This is a genomic window from Saliphagus infecundisoli (genome assembly GCF_020177375.1).
GTDB classification, from domain to species: Archaea; Halobacteriota; Halobacteria; order Halobacteriales; family Natrialbaceae; genus Saliphagus; species Saliphagus infecundisoli.
In genome coordinates this window covers 1-23571 of the sequence record NZ_JAIWHV010000022.1, presented here as the reverse complement: position 1 = coordinate 23571, position 23571 = coordinate 1, and the positions used below count along the sequence as shown (strand labels likewise).

General features: G+C 67.0%; 19 protein-coding genes and 3 pseudogenes. 14 read left to right on the top strand and 8 right to left on the bottom strand.

Going from position 1 to position 23571, the window contains the following annotated elements; genetic code table 11:
- Positions 1-74: 74 nt before the first annotated feature.
- Positions 75-1454, top strand: a complete 1380-nt coding sequence (locus LCF40_RS17680) for a DEAD/DEAH box helicase family protein (RefSeq protein ID WP_224829514.1) — start codon at positions 75-77, stop codon at positions 1452-1454.
- A 124-nt stretch (positions 1455-1578) separates the two neighbouring features.
- The gene (locus tag LCF40_RS17675) at positions 1579-2952 is read left to right on the top strand and encodes a WD40/YVTN/BNR-like repeat-containing protein (protein ID WP_224829513.1); all 1374 of its coding nucleotides are present in this window, start codon (positions 1579-1581) and stop codon (positions 2950-2952) included.
- Positions 2953-2970: 18 nt separating this feature from the next.
- Here LCF40_RS17675 and LCF40_RS17670 read toward each other — a convergent pair whose 3' ends face one another.
- Positions 2971-3198, bottom strand: a complete 228-nt coding sequence (locus LCF40_RS17670; protein ID WP_224829512.1) for a hypothetical protein — start codon at positions 3196-3198, stop codon at positions 2971-2973.
- 108 nt (positions 3199-3306) lie between these two features.
- Between LCF40_RS17670 and LCF40_RS17665 the strand changes: the two genes are divergently transcribed.
- Complete coding sequence (locus tag LCF40_RS17665; protein WP_224829511.1) at positions 3307-4809, top strand: DUF790 family protein; 1503 nt, start codon at positions 3307-3309, stop codon at positions 4807-4809.
- Positions 4810-4882: 73 nt separating this feature from the next.
- A complete protein-coding gene (locus LCF40_RS17660; protein ID WP_224829510.1) occupies positions 4883-5722 on the top strand; it encodes an alpha/beta fold hydrolase in 840 nt (279 codons plus the stop codon).
- Here the strand turns inward: LCF40_RS17660 and LCF40_RS17655 are convergent.
- Both LCF40_RS17655 and LCF40_RS17650 read right to left on the bottom strand, forming a co-directional pair.
- On the bottom strand, positions 5719-6222 hold the full coding sequence (locus tag LCF40_RS17655; RefSeq protein ID WP_114575406.1) for a DUF7122 family protein: 504 nt from the start codon (positions 6220-6222) through the stop codon (positions 5719-5721). The two genes, LCF40_RS17660 and LCF40_RS17655, sit on opposite strands and share 4 nt — an antisense overlap.
- The gene (locus tag LCF40_RS17650) at positions 6219-7133 is read right to left on the bottom strand and encodes an RsmB/NOP family class I SAM-dependent RNA methyltransferase (RefSeq protein WP_114575871.1); all 915 of its coding nucleotides are present in this window, start codon (positions 7131-7133) and stop codon (positions 6219-6221) included. Before LCF40_RS17650 ends, LCF40_RS17655 begins: the two co-directional genes overlap by 4 nt.
- A 122-nt stretch (positions 7134-7255) precedes the next feature.
- Between LCF40_RS17650 and LCF40_RS17645 the strand changes: the two genes are divergently transcribed.
- Complete coding sequence (locus tag LCF40_RS17645) at positions 7256-7948, top strand: hypothetical protein (RefSeq protein WP_224829509.1); 693 nt, start codon at positions 7256-7258, stop codon at positions 7946-7948.
- A 49-nt stretch (positions 7949-7997) separates the two neighbouring features.
- The gene (locus LCF40_RS17640; protein ID WP_224829508.1) at positions 7998-8738 is read left to right on the top strand and encodes a proteasome assembly chaperone family protein; all 741 of its coding nucleotides are present in this window, start codon (positions 7998-8000) and stop codon (positions 8736-8738) included.
- 34 nt (positions 8739-8772) lie between these two features.
- Here LCF40_RS17640 and LCF40_RS17635 read toward each other — a convergent pair whose 3' ends face one another.
- On the bottom strand, positions 8773-10497 hold the full coding sequence (locus tag LCF40_RS17635) for a glycoside hydrolase family 13 protein (RefSeq protein WP_224829507.1): 1725 nt from the start codon (positions 10495-10497) through the stop codon (positions 8773-8775).
- On the bottom strand, positions 10494-12215 hold the full coding sequence (locus LCF40_RS17630; RefSeq protein ID WP_224829506.1) for a glycoside hydrolase family 13 protein: 1722 nt from the start codon (positions 12213-12215) through the stop codon (positions 10494-10496). The genes LCF40_RS17635 and LCF40_RS17630 overlap by 4 nt, the downstream gene beginning before the upstream one ends.
- Positions 12216-12581: 366 nt before the next feature.
- Between LCF40_RS17630 and LCF40_RS17625 the strand changes: the two genes are divergently transcribed.
- The 7 genes from LCF40_RS17625 to LCF40_RS17595 all read left to right on the top strand — a co-directional run bounded on the left by LCF40_RS17625 (position 12582) and on the right by LCF40_RS17595 (position 21223).
- Positions 12582-14528: an ABC transporter substrate-binding protein gene (locus LCF40_RS17625; RefSeq protein WP_224829505.1), complete on the top strand. Its 1947-nt coding sequence runs from the start codon at positions 12582-12584 to the stop codon at positions 14526-14528.
- A 60-nt stretch (positions 14529-14588) separates the two neighbouring features.
- Positions 14589-15599 (top strand): ABC transporter permease, encoded by a 1011-nt coding sequence (locus LCF40_RS17620; protein WP_114575400.1) that lies wholly within the window; start codon positions 14589-14591, stop codon positions 15597-15599.
- Positions 15577-16740: an ABC transporter permease gene (locus LCF40_RS17615; RefSeq protein ID WP_114575399.1), complete on the top strand. Its 1164-nt coding sequence runs from the start codon at positions 15577-15579 to the stop codon at positions 16738-16740. The genes LCF40_RS17620 and LCF40_RS17615 overlap by 23 nt, the downstream gene beginning before the upstream one ends.
- Complete coding sequence (locus LCF40_RS17610; RefSeq protein WP_114575398.1) at positions 16741-19026, top strand: ABC transporter ATP-binding protein; 2286 nt, start codon at positions 16741-16743, stop codon at positions 19024-19026. It abuts the gene before it with no gap.
- A 175-nt stretch (positions 19027-19201) separates the two neighbouring features.
- On the top strand, positions 19202-19402 hold the full coding sequence (locus LCF40_RS17605; RefSeq protein WP_114575397.1) for a hypothetical protein: 201 nt from the start codon (positions 19202-19204) through the stop codon (positions 19400-19402).
- A 165-nt stretch (positions 19403-19567) separates the two neighbouring features.
- A complete protein-coding gene (locus LCF40_RS17600; RefSeq protein WP_224829503.1) occupies positions 19568-20620 on the top strand; it encodes a TrmB family transcriptional regulator in 1053 nt (350 codons plus the stop codon).
- Between the two features lie 153 nt (positions 20621-20773).
- Positions 20774-21223 (top strand): CBS domain-containing protein, encoded by a 450-nt coding sequence (locus tag LCF40_RS17595; RefSeq protein WP_224829502.1) that lies wholly within the window; start codon positions 20774-20776, stop codon positions 21221-21223.
- A gap of 136 nt (positions 21224-21359) precedes the next feature.
- Here the strand turns inward: LCF40_RS17595 and LCF40_RS23790 are convergent.
- Positions 21360-21607, bottom strand: a pseudogene (locus tag LCF40_RS23790) (PadR family transcriptional regulator).
- Between the two features lie 712 nt (positions 21608-22319).
- Here LCF40_RS23790 and LCF40_RS17585 point away from each other — a divergent pair.
- A pseudogene (locus LCF40_RS17585) lies at positions 22320-23240 on the top strand (multicopper oxidase domain-containing protein); the annotation flags it as partial.
- Here LCF40_RS17585 and LCF40_RS17580 read toward each other — a convergent pair.
- Positions 23218-23307, bottom strand: a pseudogene (locus LCF40_RS17580) (IS5/IS1182 family transposase); the annotation flags it as partial. The pseudogenes LCF40_RS17585 and LCF40_RS17580 overlap by 23 nt on opposite strands.
- 8 nt (positions 23308-23315) lie before the next feature.
- On the bottom strand, positions 23316-23571 hold a 256-nt coding region (locus LCF40_RS17575; RefSeq protein ID WP_224829500.1), incomplete at its 5' end, for a transposase.

Here is a 23571-nt window from a genome sequence, read left to right as displayed (position 1 = left end):
CGGAGCCGTCGGCCGGAAGCCGTACCGCGAACGGGGTCGTACCACCTATATGCCAGCGCCGCCCACCTCCCGGGGTGGCGACGATCGAACTCCGGTACGACGAGGGGACGATCCGGGCAGACGGCCCCCTCGAGGACCCTCCCGACGCCCTCGAAGCCGACCCCCGCTCCGGAACCCTCCGTGCGCCCGCGTTCCGGTACGCGGAGCTCCGGGCGACCCTCGAGGAGCGGTACACAGTCGAGGACCGCGTCCTCGCGCTCGACTCCCTCCCCGAACTCGCCTCGGCCTACGAGCTCCGGGCCTACCAGCGGGAGGCCATAGAGGACTGGCTCGCGACCGATCGGTGGGCCGAAGTCGAGGAGCCGCCGGTCCCCGCCGCACCCGCGGGCGTCCTCGAACTCCCCACCGGAAGCGGGAAGACCGTGATCGGGTTGAAGGCGATCGAGTCCCTCGGGACGCCCACGCTGGTGGTCGTGCCGACGATCGACCTGCTCGACCAGTGGGTCCGGGAGCTCGAACGCGAGTTCGACTGCCCGATCGGGCGCTTCGGCGGCGGCGTCCAGCGCCGCGAGCCGATCACCGTCTCGACGTACGACTCGGCCTACCTCAAGGCGGATGCGGTCGGCGACCGGTTCGGCCTCGCCGTCTTCGACGAGGTCCACCACCTCGGGGGGGAGGGGTATCGAGAGATCGCCCGCCTGCTCGCGGCGCCCGCCCGACTGGGGCTGACGGCGACGTTCGAGCGTCCCGACGGCGCCCACGAGGTCGTTTCGGAGGTTCTCGGCCCGCTGGTCCACCGTATCGCGCCGGACGAACTCGCGGGCACCCACCTCGCGGCCTACGACCTGAAACGCCTCGAGGTCTCGCTTTCCCCCGAAGAACGCGAGGAATACGAACGCCACCGCGAGACCTACACCGGCTACCTCGCCCGCTCGAACATCGAGTTCCGGCAGGGCTCGGACTACCAGGAACTCGTCAAGCGCTCCGGGAACGACCCCGAAGCGCGGGAGGCCTTGCTCGCCCATCGCCGTGCCCGCGAGATCATGCTCGGGAGCGACGCCAAGATCGAGGCTCTCGAGGGAATCTTGGAAGAGCACCCCGACGAGCGCACCATCGTCTTCACCGCCCACAACGATCTCGCGTACGACGCGAGCGAGCGCTTTCTGCTCCCGGCGATCACCCACCAGACCGGAACCGAGGAACGCCGGGAGATACTCGAGCGGTTTCGGGAGGGGACGTACGGCCGGGTCGTGACCTCGAACGTGCTGGACGAGGGGGTGGACGTCCCCGACGCGTCGGTCGCGGTCGTCCTCTCGGGGTCGGCGAGCGAACGCGAGTTCACCCAGCGTCTAGGACGGATCCTCCGGCCGACCGGCGACGGCTCGCGGGCGACCCTCTACGAGGTCGTGAGCGAGGACACGGACGAGGCGCGGATCGCCGACCAGCGGCAGTGAATCGCCGGCAGGCGATCCCTGGATCTGGCCCCGAGTCCGCCGCCTGCAACTCCACCCCTTTTGGGGCTCCGGGCGCTCCGTCCGGACGACAACCGCGGCGACTCCGCCGCCGACCCCACACCCGATGACCACCGAACTACCGACCGACCCCGACGGTTTCGGCGCCTTCTTCCGGCAGTACACCAGAAGCTGGATCCACGCCGTCGCGACCGCCGGGCTCACCGCGTTCGGGACGCTCACCTTCATCAACCGCTGGTTCGCGCTGGCGGCCATCTCGTCGTATCTCCTCCCGCCTGTCGTCCTCTACGCCCGCAGTCGGCGGACGGAGGGAAGCGAGAGGCCCGACGCCGAGCGGACGGACACGGACGGCGATCGGTCCGGACGGGAGACGGCGAAGACGGAGCGTCCCGATCCCGACCTCGAAGCGAGCTCGACCGACGAGATGGCATCGGCTTCCTCCGGCGACGCCGCCGACGAACCCGCATCGCCGTCCGCCGCCGGCACCGACGAGCCCGAGCTGGGTTCCGCGGCTGATTCCGGAGACGGACCCGACATCGACGAGGACGAGTCCGGATCCGCAGGCGATTCGCCGGAGGAGGGGACGGAGCCCGAGCCACAGCCCGAACCGGCGGGCTGGGAGCTCACGGAGGCACCGACGGAGGCGACGCTCCGGGACGCCGCCGTCGCCGGGAGGAAGGCGTACGCAACGGGTGAGGGTGGCGTCGTCCTCGCGAGCGACGACGAGTGGTCGGCGGTTCTCGAGGACGGTCCGGGCGCGGACGGAAACGACCTCCACGGGATCGACGCGACCGACGACGGCGAGGCGGTGTGGGTCGCCGGGGAGAGCGGTGCGATCGGCCGGATCGACGCCGAAACCGGGCGTCACACCGATCACACCGCGCCGGGCGGCCGGACGGACAACCTGGCTGGGATCGCCGTCGCCGGCCCTGCGGGCGAGGAGACGATTCTGGCGATCGACGGCTCCGGGGGGGTCCTCCGGGGGCGCTACGACGGTACGGATGCGCGCTGGGAGGGTCCCGCCACGCCGGGAAGCGGCTCGAGCCTGAGCGGCATCGTACTCGAGGGCGAAACGGGCTACTGCTGTGATACGAACGACGCGATCTTCGAGACTGAGGACGGGGGCGGGAGCTTCGAGGCGATCGGGCCGGTCGGTGCCTCCGGGACGCTCGTCGCCGTCGCCATCGGGGCGGAAGGCCCGTTCGTCGGCAGCGACGACGGCGCCCTCCACTGCCGGGAGGGGAAAAACTGGACGCCCGAGCGCGTCGCCGACTCGCTCGCGGGACTGGCGTGCGACGGCGAGCGCACCGTCGTCTGTACGGGAAGCGAGGTCCTCGAGCGCGCCGATCCGGGCGCCGACTGGGAGGGGGCTGACCCGATCGGGGCCGAAGGGCTCCGGGCCGTCGCGGTCGGCACTGACCGCGCGCTCGCGGTCGGCGAGAACGGGACGGTCGTCGAGCGGCTCGCGCCCTCGGAGTGAGCTCGCGAAAAACGGGCTCTACGCGTCGGAGTCGGCGTCCGCGTCGCCGGAGCTACTGGAGCTCTCGCCGCTCTCGAGACGGGGCGTGTCGCCCTCGATGGCCGACTGGGTCAGACGCTTGAAGCCCTTCTTCGCGACGACGAGGCCCGCGACGCCGCCGGCGCCAGCGAGGATCGCGCCGGGGACGCCGTACTTCTTGTAGCCGAACTTTGCCGCTTTCTTGCCGACGGTGAGTGCACCGATCATACCCGAACCCAGACACCGAGGGGCGAAAGCATCGGGGCCTACCCACAAAAGCCCCTTTTCACTTCCCGGCCCGGACCGCTTTTGGCGGTGGAGTGCCGAGACCAGCCAGTGCTACGCAAGGAGCACCTCCGGGTCTCGCGCGCCGGTGGCGGCTACCACCCCCAGTTCGCCGGCCGCGAGCACCGGCCGCTGGCCGCACGGGTCATCGGCACCTACCAGGGCCACGTCGGCGAGCCCCGCAAGCGCCTGGACGAGGCCCTGGCGGACCTAGAGACCGACGCTTCGGACTTCAAGCTCGTCCGAGGGTTCTCGGCGCTGCTCGACCGCGAGGTCGTCCTCGAGACGCGGGCGCCCGTAGAGCCCCGCTCGGCCCGGACGGCCGCGTTCGAGGCCGCGGCGGACGTGGGGGTCGTGACGGGCGACGACCGGACAGAGGCCCTCACTAGGGCGGGCGAGTCGCTCGGGGCCGCCCCCGACGAGGTCGCGGAGTCGCTGTACGCCGATCTGGACGAACGGCAGACCCTCGCCTCGATCGAGGTTCCGTGGGGTCCAGACGAGTTGATCGACCGCTACAACCTCTCGCTGGCCCAGACCGCGCTGTTCGACGCGACCGAGATGCGGGTGCGCTCGGCGGAGCCGGCGACGCTCGTCTCGGCGGTCAAACGCCTCCGACTGATGTACGAGGTCCACAAAACGGACGAGGGCCGAGAACTCGTGGTGACGGGTCCAACGCGGCTGTTCCGGGCGACGCGGCGCTACGGCACCCGCTTTGCGCGCCTGCTTCGAACCGTCGCGAAGAGCGCGGAGTGGCGCGTCGAGGCGACGATCGACGACCGCGGGACCGAACGCACGCTTTCGCTCTCCCACGAGGACCCCGTTCGGGTGCCGGGGGACGAGCCGATCGCCGAGGTGAGCTTCGACAGCGGCGTCGAGGCCGACTTCGCCGCCCGCTTCTCGAACCTGAATCTCGACTGGGAACTCCTGCGGGAGCCCGAACCGCTGGCGACGGGTACTCGGGTGATGATCCCCGACTTCGCGTTCGACTATCGCCACGCCGACTTCCGGATCTACTTCGAGATCATGGGGTTCTGGACCCCCGAGTACGTCGCAAAGAAGCTCTCCCAACTCGAGAGCGTCGAGGACGTCGATCTGCTCGTCGCCGTGGACGAATCCCTGGGCGTCGGCGAGGAGATCGCCGCCCGCGACCACCGCGCGATTCCCTACACCGGCGGCGTTCGACTCAAGGACGTCGCGGGCGTCCTCCGGGAGTACGAGACCGATCTGGTCGCAGAGAGCGCCGCCGCGCTTCCCGACGAACTCGTCTCGGAGGAGGACGCGATTCCCCTCTCGACGGTCGCCGACCGCCACGGGGTGGGCGAGGACGCCCTCGAGGCCGTCGAGTTCCCCGAGCACGAACGGGTCGGGCGAACGCTGGTCCGGCCGGCCGTCCTTGCGGATCTGGAGGGCGAGATCGAGGCAGGGATGGCGCTCTCGGCGGTCGAGGCGGCGCTGGCGGATCGCGGCCTCTCGGACGCGAGCGCCGTCCTCGCCGAGTTGGGCTACCGGGTCGAGTGGGAAGGGCTGGACGGCGGGACTGTCAGGGAGAAATGAGAATCGGTGCGTCGAGACTGTCTGCTCACGCGTGACTCACGCTTTTGACCGCGAGCGTCCTCGGATAGGGGGAATGCTCGCTTCGCCCGCGGTGGAATCCGGATCGTTCGGCGAGAACCCGTATCTCCGGGTCGGCGACGGGCCGGGGACGCTCCTGGTCGTTCCCGGGCTCGACGACGCGCTGTTCGATGGAAGCTACGGTCGGGCCAAGAGGCGGACGACCGCGTGGGCCCTCCGGCGCTTCGCCGAGGAGTACACGGTCTACGTCGTCAGCCGCCCGCGCGGGCTCGATCCCGACGCCTCGATCGAGGGGATGGCCCGAGAGTACGTCCGGGTGCTCGAGGAACGGCTCGGTCCCGCGCCTGTCATGGGCATCTCGATGGGCGGACTGATCGCCCAGGAGATCGCCCGCGAGCGGCCCGACCTCGTCGACCGGCTCGTGCTCGGGGTCTCGGGCTGTCGGCTCGCTCCCGGGAGCCGGGAGATCGGCCGGCGGCTCCGGTGGTATGCGCTCGAGGAGGACTGGATCGAGCTCCGGGCGACCCTGTTCGAGGAGATGTATACGGGTCGGCGTCGGCGGCTCTACCCCGCGCTCGCCCGGAGCGTCGGGAAGCTTCGACCGCCCGAGCCCGCCGATCCGGGCGACGTCGTCGCCTCGATCGACGCCACCCTCGCCTACGACGGCTGCGATCGTCTGGGGGAGATCGAGCCCCGGACGCTCGTCATCGGCGGCGACGAGGACCCTTTCTTCCCCGAGTCGATCCTCAGAGAGACCCACGAGGACCTTCCCGACGCCCAGCTCGCGCTCTTTCGGGGCGGGCGCCACGGCGCCCTCCTCGAGCGAAGCGAGGGGTTCGACGGCTGGACGCTCGACTTCCTGGCCGGCGAGACGGCGCGGATCGATCAGGTCTAAAGGTCGCGCTGGCGCCCCTTGGGCACCATCGACCGCAGCTCGCCGTGGACGTAGAGACCGACGCCGATCGGCTCGCGACGCCCGACGAGATCGTGGGCCGCGATCAGGTATCCCCAGTCGCCGTCCCACGCGATCTCCCCGTCCTCGCCGGCGACGAACCGTCGGGCGGCGTCGGGTTCCAGGTCGATCACACAGCGGGTTGCCTCGCTTCCGAATCGCTGGGCGAAGTCCGTCGTCGGCTTCCAGTGTTCCTGGCGCGTCCGGAGGCAGGTCATCCCGATCGCCTCGACCTCGATGGGGGAGGGGGCCTCCCCTCGGTAGAGCCAGATCTTTCCGGCACCCTTCTCCCAGAACGTGTAGTCCTCGAACGTCTCCGGGGGGATTCCGAACCGGTCCTCGAAGTATTCGACGACCCCCTCGCGGCTGACGCGACCCTCGACCTCGCGGTCGGCATCGGTCTCCGGCAGTCGGTCGAAGCGATCCCCGATGTTCTCGCTCACGCGCCCACCTCCAACTTCGCGACGAAGAACCCGCCAGTATTGTTGTGGTGGGGGTAGATCCGGGCCGCGCGCTCGAGACTCGGGTCGTACTCGTCGCCCTCCCACTCCGTGACTCCGGGGGCGTACTCGAGTTCGATATCGACCTCCCGGAGCCGGCAGTCCTCCGCGGCGAGAGCCTCGTTGACGACCGCCTCGTTCTCCTCGGGCGCGAACGTACACGTCGAGTAGACGACCGTTCCGCCCTCTCTCGTTGCCTGGACCGCCCGCCGGAGGACGTCGCGCTGGATCCCCGACACCGAGTGGACGTGGTCCATCGACCATCCCTCGAGGGTGTCGGGATTCTTCCGGATCGTCCCCTCGCAGGAACAGGGGACGTCCACGAGCGCGCGGTCGAACTCGTCGAATCCGAAGGGGTTGAGCGAGTAGTTTCTGGCGTCCTGGTTGGTGACCGCGAGCGCGGTCGCCCCGAGGCGCTCGGCGTTGAATCGCAGTGCCGAGAGCCGGCCGAGGTTGTCGTCGTTGGCGATAATTGTGCCGGAGTCGTCCATCAGGGCCGCGAGCTGGGTCGCCTTTCCCCCGGGAGCCGCACAGGCGTCCCAGACCCGCTCGCCGGGTTCGGGGTCGAGAACGAGCGGCGGCACCGTCGAGACCTCCTCCTGGCCGTACGTGAGGCCGTGAAACGAGGCCAACGTCGAGCCCGGACCAGGGCCCTCCTCGGCGAGCGTGAACAGCTGTGGGTTCCACCCGCGGCGCTCGAACTCGACCCCCTCTCTCTCGAGGACCGCGGCCGCGCGCTCGACGGTGGCCTTGATCGTGTTCACGCGGACGGCACGGGGAAGCGGCCGTCGACACGCCGCGAGGAAGGCCTCGAAGTCGTCGACGATCGGCCGGTAGCGCTCGAGCGGGTCCAGTGGGGCCTCCATCGGGCGGAGTTCGGCGGGCGGGCGTTTGGGGGTTTCGAAGCGACCGGACCGCCGCCGATCTGCCCTCTCTGATGGATATATTTATACATCAGTGTACTATACAGTTCGTTATGGACGGCCCCGACGCTTTCGAGGTGCGCGACGTCGCCGTCATCGGACGGACCTTCGAGGAGTATCTGGCGATGTTCGACCTCGAGGCGCGTGACCTCGAGGGCGAGCGGGTGCTGGACTGTCCCTCGGGGGCGGGCTCGTTCGCCGCGGGGGCGGCCGACCGAGGGGTGTCGGCCGTCGGCGCCGATAGGGCCTACCGCCGCCCCCCGGCGGAGCTCGCCCGCCGGTGTCGGTCGGACACTGCCGCGGTCGCCGACCAGCTTCCCGAGAAGCGCGAGCTCTTCGACTGGGAGTACTACGGGAGTGTCGAGGGACGGATCGAACTGCTCGAGCGCGCCTGCGAGACGTTCCTGGGGGATTACCGGGCGGCGTCGGGCGGCCGGTACGTCGCCGGGGCGCTCCCCGACCTCCCCTTCGCCGACGACGCGTTCTCGCTCGCGCTCTCTGCACACCTGCTCTTTCTGTACGACGACCGGTTCGACCGGGCGTTTCACGCCGCGAGCCTCCGGGAACTCGCCCGGGTCGCCCGCGAGGTCAGGGTCTACCCCCTCCAGGGGCTCGACGCCGAACCCTCGGGGCTTCTCGACGGCCTCATAGAGGAGCTCAGGGCGGAGGGCTACGACGCCGAGATCAGGCCCACTCCCTTCGAGTTCCAGCGGGGCTCGACCGACCAGCTCGTGATATCGGGGTGACGCGCCTGCCGCCCTCGATTTTAAGAGCCAGCCCGCGAACCACTCGCGTATGGCAGAGATTCGCGTCCACGGCGAGGAAGCCGACCTCGAGGAATCGACGCTGGTCGAGGGGTTTCCGGGCATCGGGCTCGTCGGAAAGATCGCGACCGACCACCTGATCGAGGCGTTCGAGATGGACCACTACGCGAGCGTCCACTGTGACGGACTCCCCCGGATCGGCGTCTACCGCGAGGGCGATCCGACCGTCCGGCCGCCGGTCAGACTCTATCGCGACGCCGAGCGGGATCTGTTAGCCCTCCAGAGCGACGCCCCGATCGCCTCGCAGGCGGTGGGCAGCGTCGCCGACTGCCTCTCGGGGTGGCTCGACGAGGCGGGCGTGACGCCGATCTACCTCAGCGGCTTTCCCGCCGAGAAAGACGGCGTCCCGGCACTGTACGGCATCGCGACCGGCGACGGCCGGGATGTCCTCGACTCCGCCGGAATCGACACCCCCCGCGAGGACGGTGCCGTCAGCGGCCCCACGGGTGCGCTGCTCAATCTGGCCGCCCAGCACGACCGAACGAGCGTCGGCCTCGTCGTCGAGACCAACCCGCAGTTCCCCGACCCCGAGGCCGCCCGGGTGCTGATCGAGAGCGGAATCGGCCCGATCGCCGACATCGACGTCGATGTGAACGCGCTCGTCGAGCGCGCCGAGGAGATCCGCAACCAGCGTGAACGGCTCGCCCAGCGGATGCAGGAGGCCGGCGACGAGGAGAGTTCCCAGGCGCGGCCGCTGCGGATGTATCAGTAGCGGTTCGAGCCGGGAGATCGGGACGGCGATGACTTCAGAGCAGGTACACGGTTGCCCCGTAGGGCTGCAGCGTCGCCCCGCTCGGGTCGGCCGGCGCGTCCGCCGCGTTCGCGAACAGCAGGTCGGCGTCGTCGGTCGCGACATCGAGATCGGGCACGTGGGCGGGACTGGCCGACCAGTTGAGCACGACCAGTACCGTTTCCGCGTTACCGGTTCGGACGTACGCGTACACCTGCTCGTGGTCGGGCGCGAGCAGCTCGTAGTCGCCGTAGACGAGCACATCGAACCGTTGCCGGAGGTCGATCAGCCGCCGGTAGCCCGCCAGGACGGACTCCTCGCCGGACCGCTGGACGCCGACGTTGACCGCGGGATAGTTCTCGTTGGCGGGGAGCCAGGGCTCGCCGCCGGTGAAGCCCGCATGGGGGTCGTCGGACCACTGCATGGGGGTCCTGGCGTGGTCGCGGCTCCGGGCGTTGACGACGCCGGCGACCTCCTCGAAGGAGTCGACGACGCCGTCCTCGAGGAGCGCCTCGACCCGTCCGACCGTCTTCGGGTCGTCCAGCGCGTCCAGGCTCTCGAACTCCGTGTTGGTCATCCCGATCTCCTCGCCCTGGTAAATGTACGGCGTTCCCCGCATCGTCAGCAGGAAGGTTCCGAGCAGCGTCGCCGATCGCTCGCGGTAGGAGTCGGTGCCGAACTGCGAGACGATCCGGGGCACGTCGTGGTTCCCGAGGAAGATCGCGTCCCAGTCGAGTTCGCGCTGTTTCTCGGTGACGACCCGTTTGAACTCCGGGAGGTCGATTCCGCCCGCGTCGCTGCCGGCGTCGTCCCCGTCGGATCCGTCGGTCCCGTCGTCGAACTCCCAGTCCTCCGTGTGGCCGCCGACGTCAAGGTGGTCGAACTGGAACACCATGTGGATCCCGTTGTCGGCCGCGTTGACGTAGTCGGCGGCCTGGTCGACGGTCGTCATTCCCATCTCGGCGACGGTCATCGCGTCGTACGCCGAGAGCACGTCCGCGTTCAGTTCCGCGAGGTACGACTCCAGGCGCGGGCCGTGGCTGTAATGTTCGGCGCCGACGGGCGAGTTCGACGGATCGCCGTCGGGAAGCCCGTCGGTTTTGGACATGTGGCTCACGGCGTCCATGCGGAACCCGTCGATACCCCGTTCCAGCCACCACTCGACGACCGCCTTCATCTCCTCTCGCACGGCGGGAGTTCGCCAGTTGAGGTCGGGCTGTTTCTCGTCGAAGAGGTGGAGGTACCACTCGCCGCGGGCCTCGTCGTACGACCAGGCCGGACCGCCAAAGATCGACTCCCAGTTGTTCGGCGGCTCGTCTGGCTCTCCCTCCCGCCAGTGGTAGTAGTCCGCGTAGCCGTCCTCTTCGCGCCGCGAACGCCGGAACCACTCGTGCTCGTCGGAGGTGTGGTTGAGGACGAGATCCATGACCAGCCGGATGCCCCGCTCGTGGAGCACGTCGCGCAGGCGCTCCCAGTCGTCGACGCTGCCGTAGGTGTCGGCGATCGACCGGAAGTCCCGGATGTCGTAGCCGTTGTCCGCCATCGGGGAGTCGTAGACGGGACACAGCCAGACGACGTCGACGCCCAGGTCGTCGAGATAGTCGACCTTCTCGACGATCCCCCGGAGGTCACCGATCCCGTCGCCGTCGCTGTCGTTGAAGCTCCGCGGATAGATCTGATAGACGATCGCTTCCTTCCACCACTGGCGGTCGAACGCGGCGTCGGCGGTTCGGGGGGTCATCGGCCCACACCACCCTCCTGCGAGGGCGTCAGATACACCCGTGCCTCGTAGGGATCCAGGTCGAGGGTCGCTGGGACCGTCGCCGGCGCGTCGTCAGCGTTGGCGATCACTAGCTCGAGGCCGTCGCGGTCGACCTCGGCGGGTACGTCGAAGCTCGTGGCGTCGGCCGCGACGTTGAGAACGATCAGGCCGCGCTCGCCGTCGAGGCGCCGCGAGTAGGCGAAGACGTCGGGGTCGTCGGGAGCGAGCAGTTCGAACTCCCCGTAGACAAGCAGGTCCCGCTCGTGGCGGAGCGCGATCAGCTCCCGGTAGTAGCTCAAGACCGAATCCGGGTCCGAGCGCGCGCGCTCGACGTTGACCTCCGCGTAGTTCGGATTGCACTCGATCCACGGCTCGCCGTCGGTAAAGCCCGCGTGGGTATCGTCCGACCACTGCATCGGCGTCCGGGCGTTGTCCCGGGCCGTTGCCTCGACGGTTTCCCGGACGTCCTCGTAGCAGTCGGCCTCGCCGTGTTCTACGGCCCGTTCGACGTAGTTTTTCGCCTCGACGTCCCGCAGCTCATCGGGCGACTCGAAGGGGGCGTTCGTCATCCCGATCTCCTCGCCCTGATAGACGAACGGGGTTCCCTGGAGCGTGTGCGTGAGCGTTCCGAGCAACTTCGCGGACTTGCGCCGATACTCGCCGTCGTCGCCGAACCGGGAGACCATCCGGGGCTGGTCGTGATTGCTGAGGTAGACGCTGTTCCACCCCTCGTCGGCGAGCCCGGCCTGCCATTTCGCGATGATCTCCTTGAACTCGGCCAGGGGCACGTCCGCCGTCGTCCACTTGTCGTCGCCGTGGTCGACGGTCACGTGCTCGAACTGGAACACCATCGAGAGGCCGTCGCCGTTCGGCCCGACGTACTCGCGGGCGTCGGCGACGGAGGCGCCGGGAGTCTCGCCGACGACGAGGAGGTCCCGGTCGTCGAGCACCCGGTCGTGCATCTCCCGGAGACGGTCGTGGACGCGCGGCCCGTTCATGAAGTGCTCGGCCCCGGTCAGTCCCGCCTCCGGGTCTCCGTCCGGGAGCCCCTCGGTCTTCGAGATGAGGTTGATCACGTCCATCCGGAAGCCGTCGACTCCCTCGTCGAGCCACCACTGCATCATCCCGTGGACGTCCTCTCGTACCGCGGAATTTCGCCAGTTGAGATCGGGCTGTTTCTCGTCGAAGAGGTGGAGATACCACTCGCCGCGGGCCTCGTCGTACGACCAGGCCGGACCGCCAAAGATCGACTCCCAGTTGTTCGGCGGCTCGTCTGGCTCTCCCTCCCACCAGTGGTAGTAGTCCGCGTAGCCGTCCTCTTCGCGCCGCGAACGCCGGAACCACTCGTGCTCGTCGGAGGTGTGATTGACGACGAGGTCCATCACCAGCCGGATGTCCCGCTCGTGGAGCACGTCGCGGACTTGCCGCCAGTCATCCATGTCGCCGTAGGCAGGATGGATCGACCGGTAGTCGCTGATGTCGTAGCCGTTGTCCGCCATCGGCGACCCGTAGACGGGACACAGCCAGACGGCGTCGACCCCCAGGTCGTCGAGGTAGTCGGCGCGCCGCGCCAGTCCCGCGAGATCGCCGATCCCGTCCCCGTCGCTGTCGTTGAAACTCTTCGGGTACACCTGGTAGACGACGGCTTCCTTCCACCAGGGGTGGTCGTCGTCCCCGCCTGCGTTTCGTCGGCTCACTGGCCCCCACGGGCGAGACGCCCATCGACCTCGCCGGTCGGCCAGTCACGGCCGCCACTCGGAGCGAACGGTCCGGCTTCGGACGGCGGTGACGAACTCGTTCGACTCCCGGCTCGTACGCCAGCAGTACGGGCAGACGACTGGGGTGCCGTACGTGCCGGCCCATCGGAGCTACGCCGGCTCACGTCGAGGTTCTCCGACCGTTCGAGACGGTCCCGGCGACGAGCCGATCCGGTGAGGTTCTCGGTCGATGAGTCCTTCATTCGAGTCGTGTCCACTCGGATCGAGGACTTAACGCTGGCTAAAATCTTGAAGAACGGGTTCTACCAGAAGTTTTAATACACCGGTCTATAATGACAGTGGACGATGCCAGAGAACGCTGACCAGCCGAACGCGCCGGCGCTATCGCGCCGCCACATGCTGATAGTCGGCACGACGGGGCTTGCGACCGGCCTTGCCGGCTGTGGAGGCCAGGAGGCGACGGACGATTCGGGCTCGACCGGGGACGGCAACGGCGGTGGCAACGGCAACGGTAACGGAAACGGCAACGACACCGAGGCCGGAAACGACACCGCTGGAAACGACAGCGACGGCGGCAACGAGACGAACCCGGATCAGTTCGAGAGCACGTCGCTGGCGATGACCCAAGAGCTGGCGTACGTGACGAACCAGACGTTGCCGGTGTTGCCGGTGATGGAGAAGCTCGCCCAGTCGTTCCAGGCCACCGACGACTGGAACGTGCCGCCGGCCGACGACGAGCGGATGCAGGTCTACTGGCCGACGAGTTGGCTCCCGCGGACGGGCGACTGGACGCTGAAGGAGGACGCCGAGGACGACCGGCTGACCCTCTCGCAGTGGGCGGTCCCCGCCGACTCCCAGTACAACCCCTGGAACGGGACGAACGACGGCGAGGCACGCCGGACCCTCTTCGACCGGTTCATGCGGTACAACGTCTCCACCAGGGAGTACCATCCCTACCTCATCAGCGACTGGACGATGGACGGGACGACCGTGACCCTGCAGGTCCGGGAGGGACAGACCTGGCACAACGGCGATCCCGTAACGGGGACCGACGTCGCGAACCAGCTCAAACTCGACCTCTACAACAGCGGTGGCGCGGGCGGGATCGGCCCGTACGTCCTGCCCGACGGCGACCTCAATGCCGTCCCCGACCGGGTCCAGGGGGCCGACGAGACGACCGCCGAGATAACCCTCGACCGGGAGATAAACGAGGACATCCTCCTCTCGCTGCTCGCACCCACGCAGTTGCGTGCCTACGACGGTACGTACGGCGAGTTCGTGCAAGCGCTCGACGACGCCGAGAGCGAGGACGAGCGCTCGACGGCTCTGGGCGAACTCACCGACTTCACCGATCCCGAACCGGTCGGAAACGGCCCCTTCCAGTGGGAGGACGCAGACAGCCAGCGGACGCTCGTCACGAAGTACGAGGACCACCCGGACGCGGGAAACATCAACTTTCCCGAGGTCGAATACCTCTACAAGCCGGAGAACTCCGGACGGTGGAACTCGCTCAAAAACGGCGAGACCGACGGCTCGGCGACGCTGTTCATGCCCCAGAACCAGACGAGTCAGCTTCCCGATCACATGCAGACCGCGCTGGTCTCCCGTCACTGGGGGATGGGGATCGTGTTCAACCACGACCAGGAGCCGGTCGACGACGTGCGGGTCAGGAAGGCGATCGCACACGTCATCAACCGGGACGACGCCGCGAAGAACTCCGGCGCGGGCACCGGGTCGAAGGTTGCGGTCACGTACCCGAGCGGCCTGACCGGCGAGTTCGACGACCAGATCGAGGGCCACTGGCTCGAGGGCGTCGTCGACCAGTTCGAGACCTACGGTCGTGCCGAACAACAGACCGATCGAGCCGCCGAACTGCTCCAGGAGGCGGGTTACGAGCGCCAGGACGGCACCTGGCAGATGGACGGCGAGCCACTCGAACTCCCGATCAAGGGGCCCGCGGGCTTTTCCGACTGGGTCTCGGGCGTCGAGACGATCGTCTCCCAGCTCCAGGAGTTCGGCATCGAGTCCGAGCCGGTCATGCAGGACTCGGCGACCTACTGGGGCGGCGACTACAGCGAGGGCAACTTCAAGCTCGCGCTCCAGGGGTGGGCCTCCTACGATCACACACATCCGTACTTCCACTTCGACTGGATCTTCCAAAGCGGGGACGCCACCGACTCCTGGAACGTCCCCTCGGAGTTCGAGGCGCCCGTACTGCACGACGATCTGCGCGACTCCGAAACGATCGCCCCCGGCGACTACATCTCCGAGCTGGCAACGCCCGAGGAGTAGGGTCCCGATGATGGCCACCGCCCTCCAGTCGTCGACGCTCCACCACCACCGAACCCGCTCATGAAATACATCGTCAAACGACTCGCACAATCCGTCCTCACCGTCTTCGCGGTGGTGTCGTTTAGCTTCGCGCTCATCAGGCTCCTCCCGGGGGGGCCGATGGACTACCTGCGCGCCCAGATCATCCAGCAGGGAGGGAGCGACCTCTCGCCCGAGGCGATCAACATGCGCATCGAGGCCCAGTCGGGGATCGACCCGGACCGGCCGGTGTACGTCCAGTACGTCGACTACATGATCGGGCTCGCGCAGGGCGATCTGGGACGGTCGGTCTGGTACGGCGAACCCGTGGCGGATATCGTCGGCCCGGCCATCCCGTGGACGGTCTTCCTGACGGGGTCGTCGCTGTTTCTCGCCTTCGTCATCGGCGTGAGCCTCGGCGCGCTCATGGCGTATCGCGAAGGGTCGACGTTCGACGTGGGATCGACCGGCATCGGACTGGTCCTGAACTCGACGCCCAGCTACGTCGTCGGACTGCTGGGGTTGACGTTTCTCGGATATCAGCAGGGTCTGTTCCCGACCGGCGGCCGGTACGCCTCCGAGGTCACCGTCGGGTTCAACCTCCCCTTTCTGGCGAGCGTGCTCCACCACGGCGCGTTACCCATCCTCTCGATGACGGTCGTCGCGTTCGGCGGGTGGGCGCTGAACATGCGGGGCAACGCCATCCGCATCCTCGGGGAGGACTACCTCCGGGCGGCCCGCCTGCGCGGACTGCCGACGCGTCGCATCGCGATCCGGTACGTCGCACGAAACGCGATACTGCCGATGTACACGGGGCTGATGATCGCCATCGGCACCGTCTTCGGCGGGGCGGTCATCATCGAGAACATCTTCGCGTACCCCGGGATCGGGTTCTACCTGATCCGGGCCATCGACGCCCGCGATTACCCGCTGATGATGGGCGGGTTCATCCTCATCACCGTCGCGATGGTCATCGGAATCACCGTCGCCGATCTGACCTACGGGCGACTCGACCCCCGGGCGAAAGGAGGTGAATCACGTGAGTCCTACTGAGGGCGACGACGGGAACGATCCTCTCGTCGACGCACTCGGCGACGACGGGGACCACGAGGACGCGCCGGAACGGGCGGCGATCACCGGCCACGGGCGCCGTGGCCGAGTCGCGGCCGACGGCGGCTCTACGGTCTCGGAGTTCGAGCAGACCGCGGAGATCACGATGACCGAGTCGGAGCGACGCCGCCAGTGGCTCGAGGAGCGCGTCCTCGCGCCCGCCCGGATCATCTGGGACGACTGGCGTGCCCGGACGGGCGCGCTCATCGTCGCGTTCTACCTGTTCATGGGCATCGTCGGCCCACGGCTCGTCGACGCTCCGAGCACGAACCAGGGGCCACGGCTCCGTGGGGCGTTCCGAACGCTCGAACACCCGCTCGGAACGACCGCGTCGGGCGTCGACATCCTCTCGCAGACGGTCCACGCGACGCCGGCGATGTTGATCATGCTCTCGAGCGGCGCCGTGTTCACGGTCGTCCTCGGAACCGCCGTCGGCACCGTAAGCGGGTACAAGGGCGGACGGTTCGACAGCGTCGCGATGACGATAAACGACATGGTGATGACGGTCCCGGGACTGCCGCTGACGATCGTCCTCGCCGCCGTCCTCCAGATAGAGGGGAATCCGGCGGTCATCGGGATCCTCATCACGATCAACGCGTGGGCGGGACTGGGGCGGGCGATCCGCTCGCAGGTCCTCACGCTCCGGGACGCGGAGTACATCGAGGCCTCCCGGATCATGGGGATCGGAACGCCGAGGATCGTCCTCGGCGACATCGTTCCGAACCTGATGCCGTACATCACGATGAACTTCGTCCAACAGGCCCGTGCCGTCATCTTCGGCTCCGTCGGGCTCTACTTCCTCGGCGTCCTCCCCTATACGAGTACGAACTGGGGCGTCATGATGGACGCCGCGGTCAACCGAGCCGGGGCCACCTCCTCGGCCGCGGCCCTCCACTGGCTCGTGGTGCCGATGGTGACGGTCATCGTCCTCGCGCTCGGGCTGACGCTGTTCGCACAGGGTACCGACCGGGTGTTCAACCCACGGGTGCGCGCACGCCACGCCGAGACCATCGAGGACGACGAGGACGAGGGCGGCAAGGGCGGATCGACGACGACCACTGCAACGGCTACAGGAGGGGTTTGAATGGCACACACACGGAACGATTCCGATTCACTCACCCAGGAGGAATCGACCGCCGGCGCCGGCGACGAAACCATGGCCGATTCGGCGGATCCGATCATCGAGGCCCGGAACGTCAGCGTCACCTACGACTTGGAGAGGCGAGACGCGATGGTCCTCGACGACGTGAGCGTCGACCTCAAGCGCGAGGAAATCCTCGGCGTCGTCGGGGAATCGGGTTCGGGCAAGTCCATGCTCGCGAACTCGATGATGGACGCCGTCGAGGAACCCGGGATCACGACCGGCGACGTGCGCTACTACCCCGAACAGGGGGCCGACCCGGTTCACGTCCTCGATCTCGACGGCGACGACCTCGAGAAGTTCCGCTGGGAGGAGATCGCGATGGTGTTCCAGGGCGCACTGTCGTCGTTCAACCCGACGATGACGATCCGGGGCCACTTCGAGGAGACGCTCGACGCCCACGAGTACGACGCCGAGGCGGGGATGGATCGGGCCCACCAGCTGCTTTCGGATCTCTATCTCGATCCCGACCGGGTGCTCGACTCCTACCCCCACGAGCTGTCGGGCGGGATGAGCCAGCGCGCGCTGATCGCCCTCTCGCTGGTTCTGAAGCCGAAAGTGTTGCTGATGGACGAGCCGACGGGGGCGCTCGACCTGCTGATGCAGCGTTCGATCCTCAGCCTGCTGGACGACCTAAAGGAGAAGTACGAGCTCTCGATCCTGTTTATCACCCACGACCTGCCGCTGGTCGCGGGACTGGCCGATCGGCTGGCCATCCTGTATGCGTTCGAACTCGCGGAGGTCGGGCCCAGCGAGCGGATCGTTCGGGAGTCGGCACATCCCTACACGCGGGCGCTGCTCACGGCGGTCCCGAACCTCGACGCGCCGCTGTCGACGATGACGCCCATCGAGGGGACGGCCCCGAACCCGGCTCATACGCCCGACGGCTGTCACTACGCCCCGCGGTGTCCGCTCGCGACCCAGGAGTGTTTCGACACGGTCCCGCCGTGGTTCGAGGCCGGTCCCGACCAGCGGACCGCGTGTTTCCATCACGAGGAGGCCGCCGACGCCGTCCCGTTCGATCCCGGCGAGGAGTTCGCCGCCGACGTCGGCGACCACGGGTTCGACGAGAACGGGGACGGGAACGGCGAGACGTCCGGGCCTGCGACCGCCGGCGCGACCGTGGAGAGTGACGACGACGTCGTCATGTCGCTCGAGGACGTCTCGGTCCACTTCGAGACGGAACAGGGCCTGTTCGACTCGCTGTTCGACGAGCCCGAAACGGTCCGGGCCGTCGACGACGTCTCGCTGGATATCACGGAAAACGACGTGGTCGCACTGGTCGGCGAGTCCGGCTGTGGCAAGACGACGCTCGGCAAGACCGTCATCGGCGTCCAGCGGCCGACCGAGGGCTCCGTCACGTACCACGGCCAGGACGTCTGGGACGCCAAGGACGACACGGGTGACGTCGACATCGAGTATGGGGAGATCCGCCGGGCGCTCCAGATCATCCACCAGGACCCCGGCGCGTCGCTCAACCCCAACAAGAAGGTCCTGACGTCGCTCGAGGCACCCCTGAAGCGCTGGGAGCCCGACATGTCGACGGAGGACCGGCAGGCCCGCATCTACGCGCTTCTCGGGCGCGTCGGGATGACCCCGCCCCAGGACTACGCTAACCGCTTCCCACACCAACTGAGCGGGGGCGAACAACAGCGGGTCGCGCTCGTGCGGGCACTGCTGATGAACCCGGACGTGATCCTCGCCGACGAGGCGGTTTCGGCGCTCGACGTCTCGCTTCGCGTCGAGACGATGGATCTCCTGTTAGAGCTCCAGGAGCAGTTCGACACGTCGTTCGTGTTTATCTCTCATACGCTGTCGAACGCCCGGTACCTGGCCGAGAAATCCGGCGGGCGCATCGGCATCATGTACCTCGGCGAGATCGTCGAGATCGGGCCGCCTGAGGAGGTCCTCGGGAACCCCCAGCACCCCTACACGAAGGTCCTGCGGTGGGCGACCGCCGACCTCGATCCGAGCGCCCAGGAGATCGCCGACCCGCCGGTGCGGTCGATCGACATCCCTGACCCGGTGGACCCGCCCTCGGGCTGTCGATTCCACACGCGCTGTCCCGAAGCCCGCGAGGCCTGTACCCGAACCGCCCCCGCTCTCGGGGACGACGGGTCGACGGGCCGTGCGGTGGCCTGTCACCGGTCCGACGAGGACCACGAGTACTGGGAGAGCGAGCCCCTCGAGGGAGTTGAAGAGTCTTCGACGCCGGCGACCGACGGGTGATCGACGGTGGTGTACGCCTCCGATACGAACCGCCGATCGGGGTCGTTCGGAGCGGAAGGCCACCGACGCTCGCCATGATTCCACGCGCACCGGCTCGTGGTCGGATACCGAAGGAATCGCCGAGGGACCGCTCTCCGTCGGCGATGGGGGCCGCTTCGGGCCGGAGGACGGTCCCGTGACGGCCGTGTGGCGCGTCTTCTTCGGGTGTAGCGTCGTCCTGCTCGCCTTCCTCGCGCTGTCGGTTCCCTTCGTCGAACGGGGCACCGGGTCCTACGTCATCGCGGTCGTGAGCACTGCGATGCTCCTGGTGATTCTGGTCAGTTCCGCGACGTTCATCTACCTCGACTGGGACCCGTTTGAGGACCTCCTTCGATGACGAACCCCAGGACGGAGAAGGTCGACGAACGGTAATCGACGCGTGCGCGCGACCGCAGTACTCGGTCATACCGATCGACCGAACGTCGGCTCCCGACGTCTCGCCGGCCCGGCGATACGCACTAACCGAATGACACAACTACGCACCCGGTCCTATGAGGGATAGATGACGGAACCGAGTCGAGCGGACGACCTGCGCGAGGAGCTGGGCGCCTTCGGCCTCTCGGACACGGAGATCGACGCCTACCTCACCATTCTCTCGACCGGCGAGACGACGACGCGGGAGGTTTCCGAGGAGTCCGACGTCACCCAGCGTGCGGTCTACAGCATCGCCGAACGCCTCGAGAACCGGGGCCTCGTGCGCGTCAACGATCACGCATCGCCGACGACGATCCGTGCGGTCCCGCCGGACGAAGCCATCGCCACGCTCTCGAAGCGGCTCGAGTCGATCCGGCCGGTGCTCGAGGCCCGGTACACCGAGACCGCGCCCAAGGCACCGGAGATCCAGATCGTGAAATCCCGCGAGACGGTGCTCAAACGGTTTCGAAACGCGATCGCCGACGCCGACCACGAGATCGTGGTCGCGATCCCCCACGACGTGTATCCCGAGATCGAATCCGAACTCCGGGCCGCCCACGAGGACGGGACCCTCGTCTTCTTGCTCGTCGGGGAACTCGACGACGCCGAAGCGAGCCAACGGACGTTTGCGGACGCGGCGGACGTGGTCAGACAGTGGGGCGCGGACCTCCCCTTCCTCTATGCGGTCGACGACGAGGTCTCGATGATCGGCGACTCGGGACTGCCCAGGGGAACCCACGAGGCCGGGGAGAACGCGGTGTTCGTCTCGGAGAGCAACCTGGCGGGGGCGGTCTTCGGGCTGTATCTGGGCACCTACTGGCCGGCGTCGACCGAGCGGTACGTCACCGACCCCGACCCGCTCCCGAACCACTACGACTGGTTCCGGACGGCCGTCTTACACGCGTTCCTCCACGATCGAAACGGACGAGAGCTGTGGGCGGACGTCGAAACCGTCGACGGGGAGCGCGTTTCGGGACGCGTGAGTCGGATCAGACAGCCGTTCGTCGAACCGGCCACGAGCGAGTTCGCCCTCGAGAACAGCCTCTTTCTCGAAACCGAAGAGGGAGAGGTCAGCATCGGCGGCAGCGGCACCTTTCTGGAGGACTACGAAGGCATCGCGGTCACGCTCCGCTCGGCGTGAGGCGATCTCTCGATCCGTCGGTCGCGGCGGGAATCCCACGAACGTCCGTGTCTATTCCCCACCCTCCGGTTGTTATCCTACTAGGAATACTAGCACGTCGGTGGTGTATGCCCACTAACCTTATATACGATTTGCCGGTATCACGAGCCACTCATGTACGAACAGACGGTCGAGAACGTCACCGTCGGTCTGCCGCCGACGGTCACCCCCGAGACGCCGGTCTCCGAAGCGGCCGAGTACCTCCGCGGGATCCGGGTCCCTGCACTTCCGGTGCTCGAGGGCGACACCGTAGTCGGGATGGTTACGGAGTCCGACTTTGCCGCACTCGTCACGGAACCCGACGACCGGCCGACGGTACGATCGATCATGTCCGCACCGGCGACTACGATCTCGCCGTTCACGACGCTCGGCGAAGCCGCCGCCACGATGCGGTCGGCCGGTGTCGAGCACCTCCCCGTCATCACCGACGGCGTCTATTCGGGGGTGTTGTCAGCCGAGTCGCTCGCGCCGTATCTCTCCCGTCGGCGCCTCAATCTCGAGCGCCGGAACGAACCACTTCGTGTCAACTCGGCCATGAACCAACCGATGCGAGCGAGCGACTGAATCCGGCCCTCGACGCCGGATACTCACTCGACACCACCGCTCCGTGGTCGAACAGGTGGTGAGGATCGGCTGCTCAGTAGTAATACTCGATTACTTTCTGCCATAGAGTGATTTCAATATAAATTATAGTACAAAATTACTTATGTATGGGTGTATTTGCCTTCCCACTCGTGACTCGCTCGCTGTGGTCGTGACGCGTGGAGCGGCGATCGAGGGGCCCCTTCCCGACGAGATCGGTATCGACAAGCGAATCGAGATCCGGCTACAGTCCTCCATGAGTTATCTCTGTCTTGAAATAGATATTCGGATCGATTGGCCAGACGGTTGATCGCCACCAGCGACCACGTATTGCAAGTCCCGCCGAAATCCAACGGGTGTATCCATGGGTGGAAGCTCTACCACCGTTACCATTGGATTCGTCGATCCATCGCTTCCTATGCGTTTGGCACTCCATACCCCGATCTAAGGCACGCTTTCTGGACGGTAGGGAGCTTCTACGATCCGAAAGTCAGTATTCCGTGTCTGTTAGATACCCGCTACTTGCTGACAGTCACCGGATATTTAATATCGTAACCCCGGACGAGGTGATTGCGATCTGAACCGACACCAGCGGAACGGGGCTTACCACCATGTTAGCACGAGCTACGCGTCGATGTCTTCCTGTCGATATCGTGAGAGGTGTCGTCAGTTCGGCTTCGACGCTCGCGAACGCGGCTCACCGAGGGTGTGCGTCAAGCCCGGCATCGGCGACGAGCCGTGTCATCGGTCGGGGAGGATCCGTCGAAGAGATCTCAGAACACGTCGGCCCACGGACGTGTTATGAGAGCCTTACACATGGAGCGATCCACACAATGACTAACGGAAACAACGAATCCGATCGACCCCTCGAGTGGTCACTGCAACACCTGAATATCCAGAAGGAACGTGGCGATCTAGTTCTCAGCGACGCTCGGACGCTTGTTTAATCGGGAAATCCACTCGTGGTGAGAAGCGCTTTGAGCCGGAGCCTGTGATGCGTATTCATCCATTGCGCTAATCACTCAACCTCGAGGCGGTTCGCGAGGCCGAGGGCGTCGACCCGGGGACGACGGGGGTCGACACGTCGGTGATCGAGCCGCTCGTCTTGCGGGCCAACGAGGGCGACACGGTCGAGATCGAGTTCGTCAACAGTCTCGGTTGCCATCCCGAACGAGACGACTTCGAGAAACGACCGGCTTCGATCCATCCGACCGGGATCGCCTACGAGGTCGACGAGAGCGACGGGATGGCCGTCGGCTACAACGAGAACACGGCCGTCGATCCGGGAGAGTCGACCACCTACACGTGGCATGCCGACAGCCAGGGAGCCTATTTCTTCCAGGACGGTGCCTACCAGGCGTGGGATAGTATCCCCGAGGACGGCAACAACGAGGAGATCAACTCGATGGCTCGAGGGCTGTTCGGCGCGCTCATGGTCGAGCCCGCAGGATCGACCTGGACCGACCCCTGTACGGGCGCTCCGCTGCGAAGCGGAACTCGTGTCGACATCCACCATCCGGAGTTCCCCGATCACCGCGAGTTCGTTCCGATCTACCACGATCACGGCCGAACCAGGCCGGAGGGACTGACCGTCCCCGGGACGGACATCGAGCAGATGCTTCACGCGATCAACTATCGGGCCGATCGAACGAGCGAGCGGATCGGCGAGACCGGCGCGGAAGGCCGGACGTTCTACAGCTCGTGGCTCCACGGCGATCCCGGTGGCGGCGACAACGTCTTCGAGGCCTACCAGGGCGACCCGCTCAAGTTCGCCGTCGTCGGTGCGAACCCCGAGGAGAACCACGTCCATCACCTCCACGAGCACCGATGGGACCAGATTCCCCTCAACGGCGAGAGCGCGACGCTCGACTCCCAGAATCTCGGCATGGGCGAAGGATACCGTCAGTATATCACCGTCGCGCACGGAACTCGATCCCTTCGCCCGGCTCTGTTGAATCGCCATAGGGCGGTGGAATTCACTGTTTCACAGCTCGCTTGATGTTATAGACGACACACATCAGCGCAATCTCGCGGAACTCACGGAACCAGGAACGCGCTCGCACGGCGAGAGTGATCACTGTAACACCTGAATATCCGGGAGGAAAGTTTCAATCCAGTCACTAGCGAAGCTTAGGCGGTGGCTCAATCGGAGAAACGTCTCGGTGAGGAATTCGCGGAAGTGCTCTTTGTCCGCGAAAATCTTTGGTGAGATTTCGCGTTTGAGATCTTTCCAGAGCGGTTCGATCGCGTTCAGCGTCGGCGAGTACGGCGGGATGAAGACGAACTCGATGCCGAGTTCGTCGGCCCGCTGTTGGGTGAGATGAGCATGG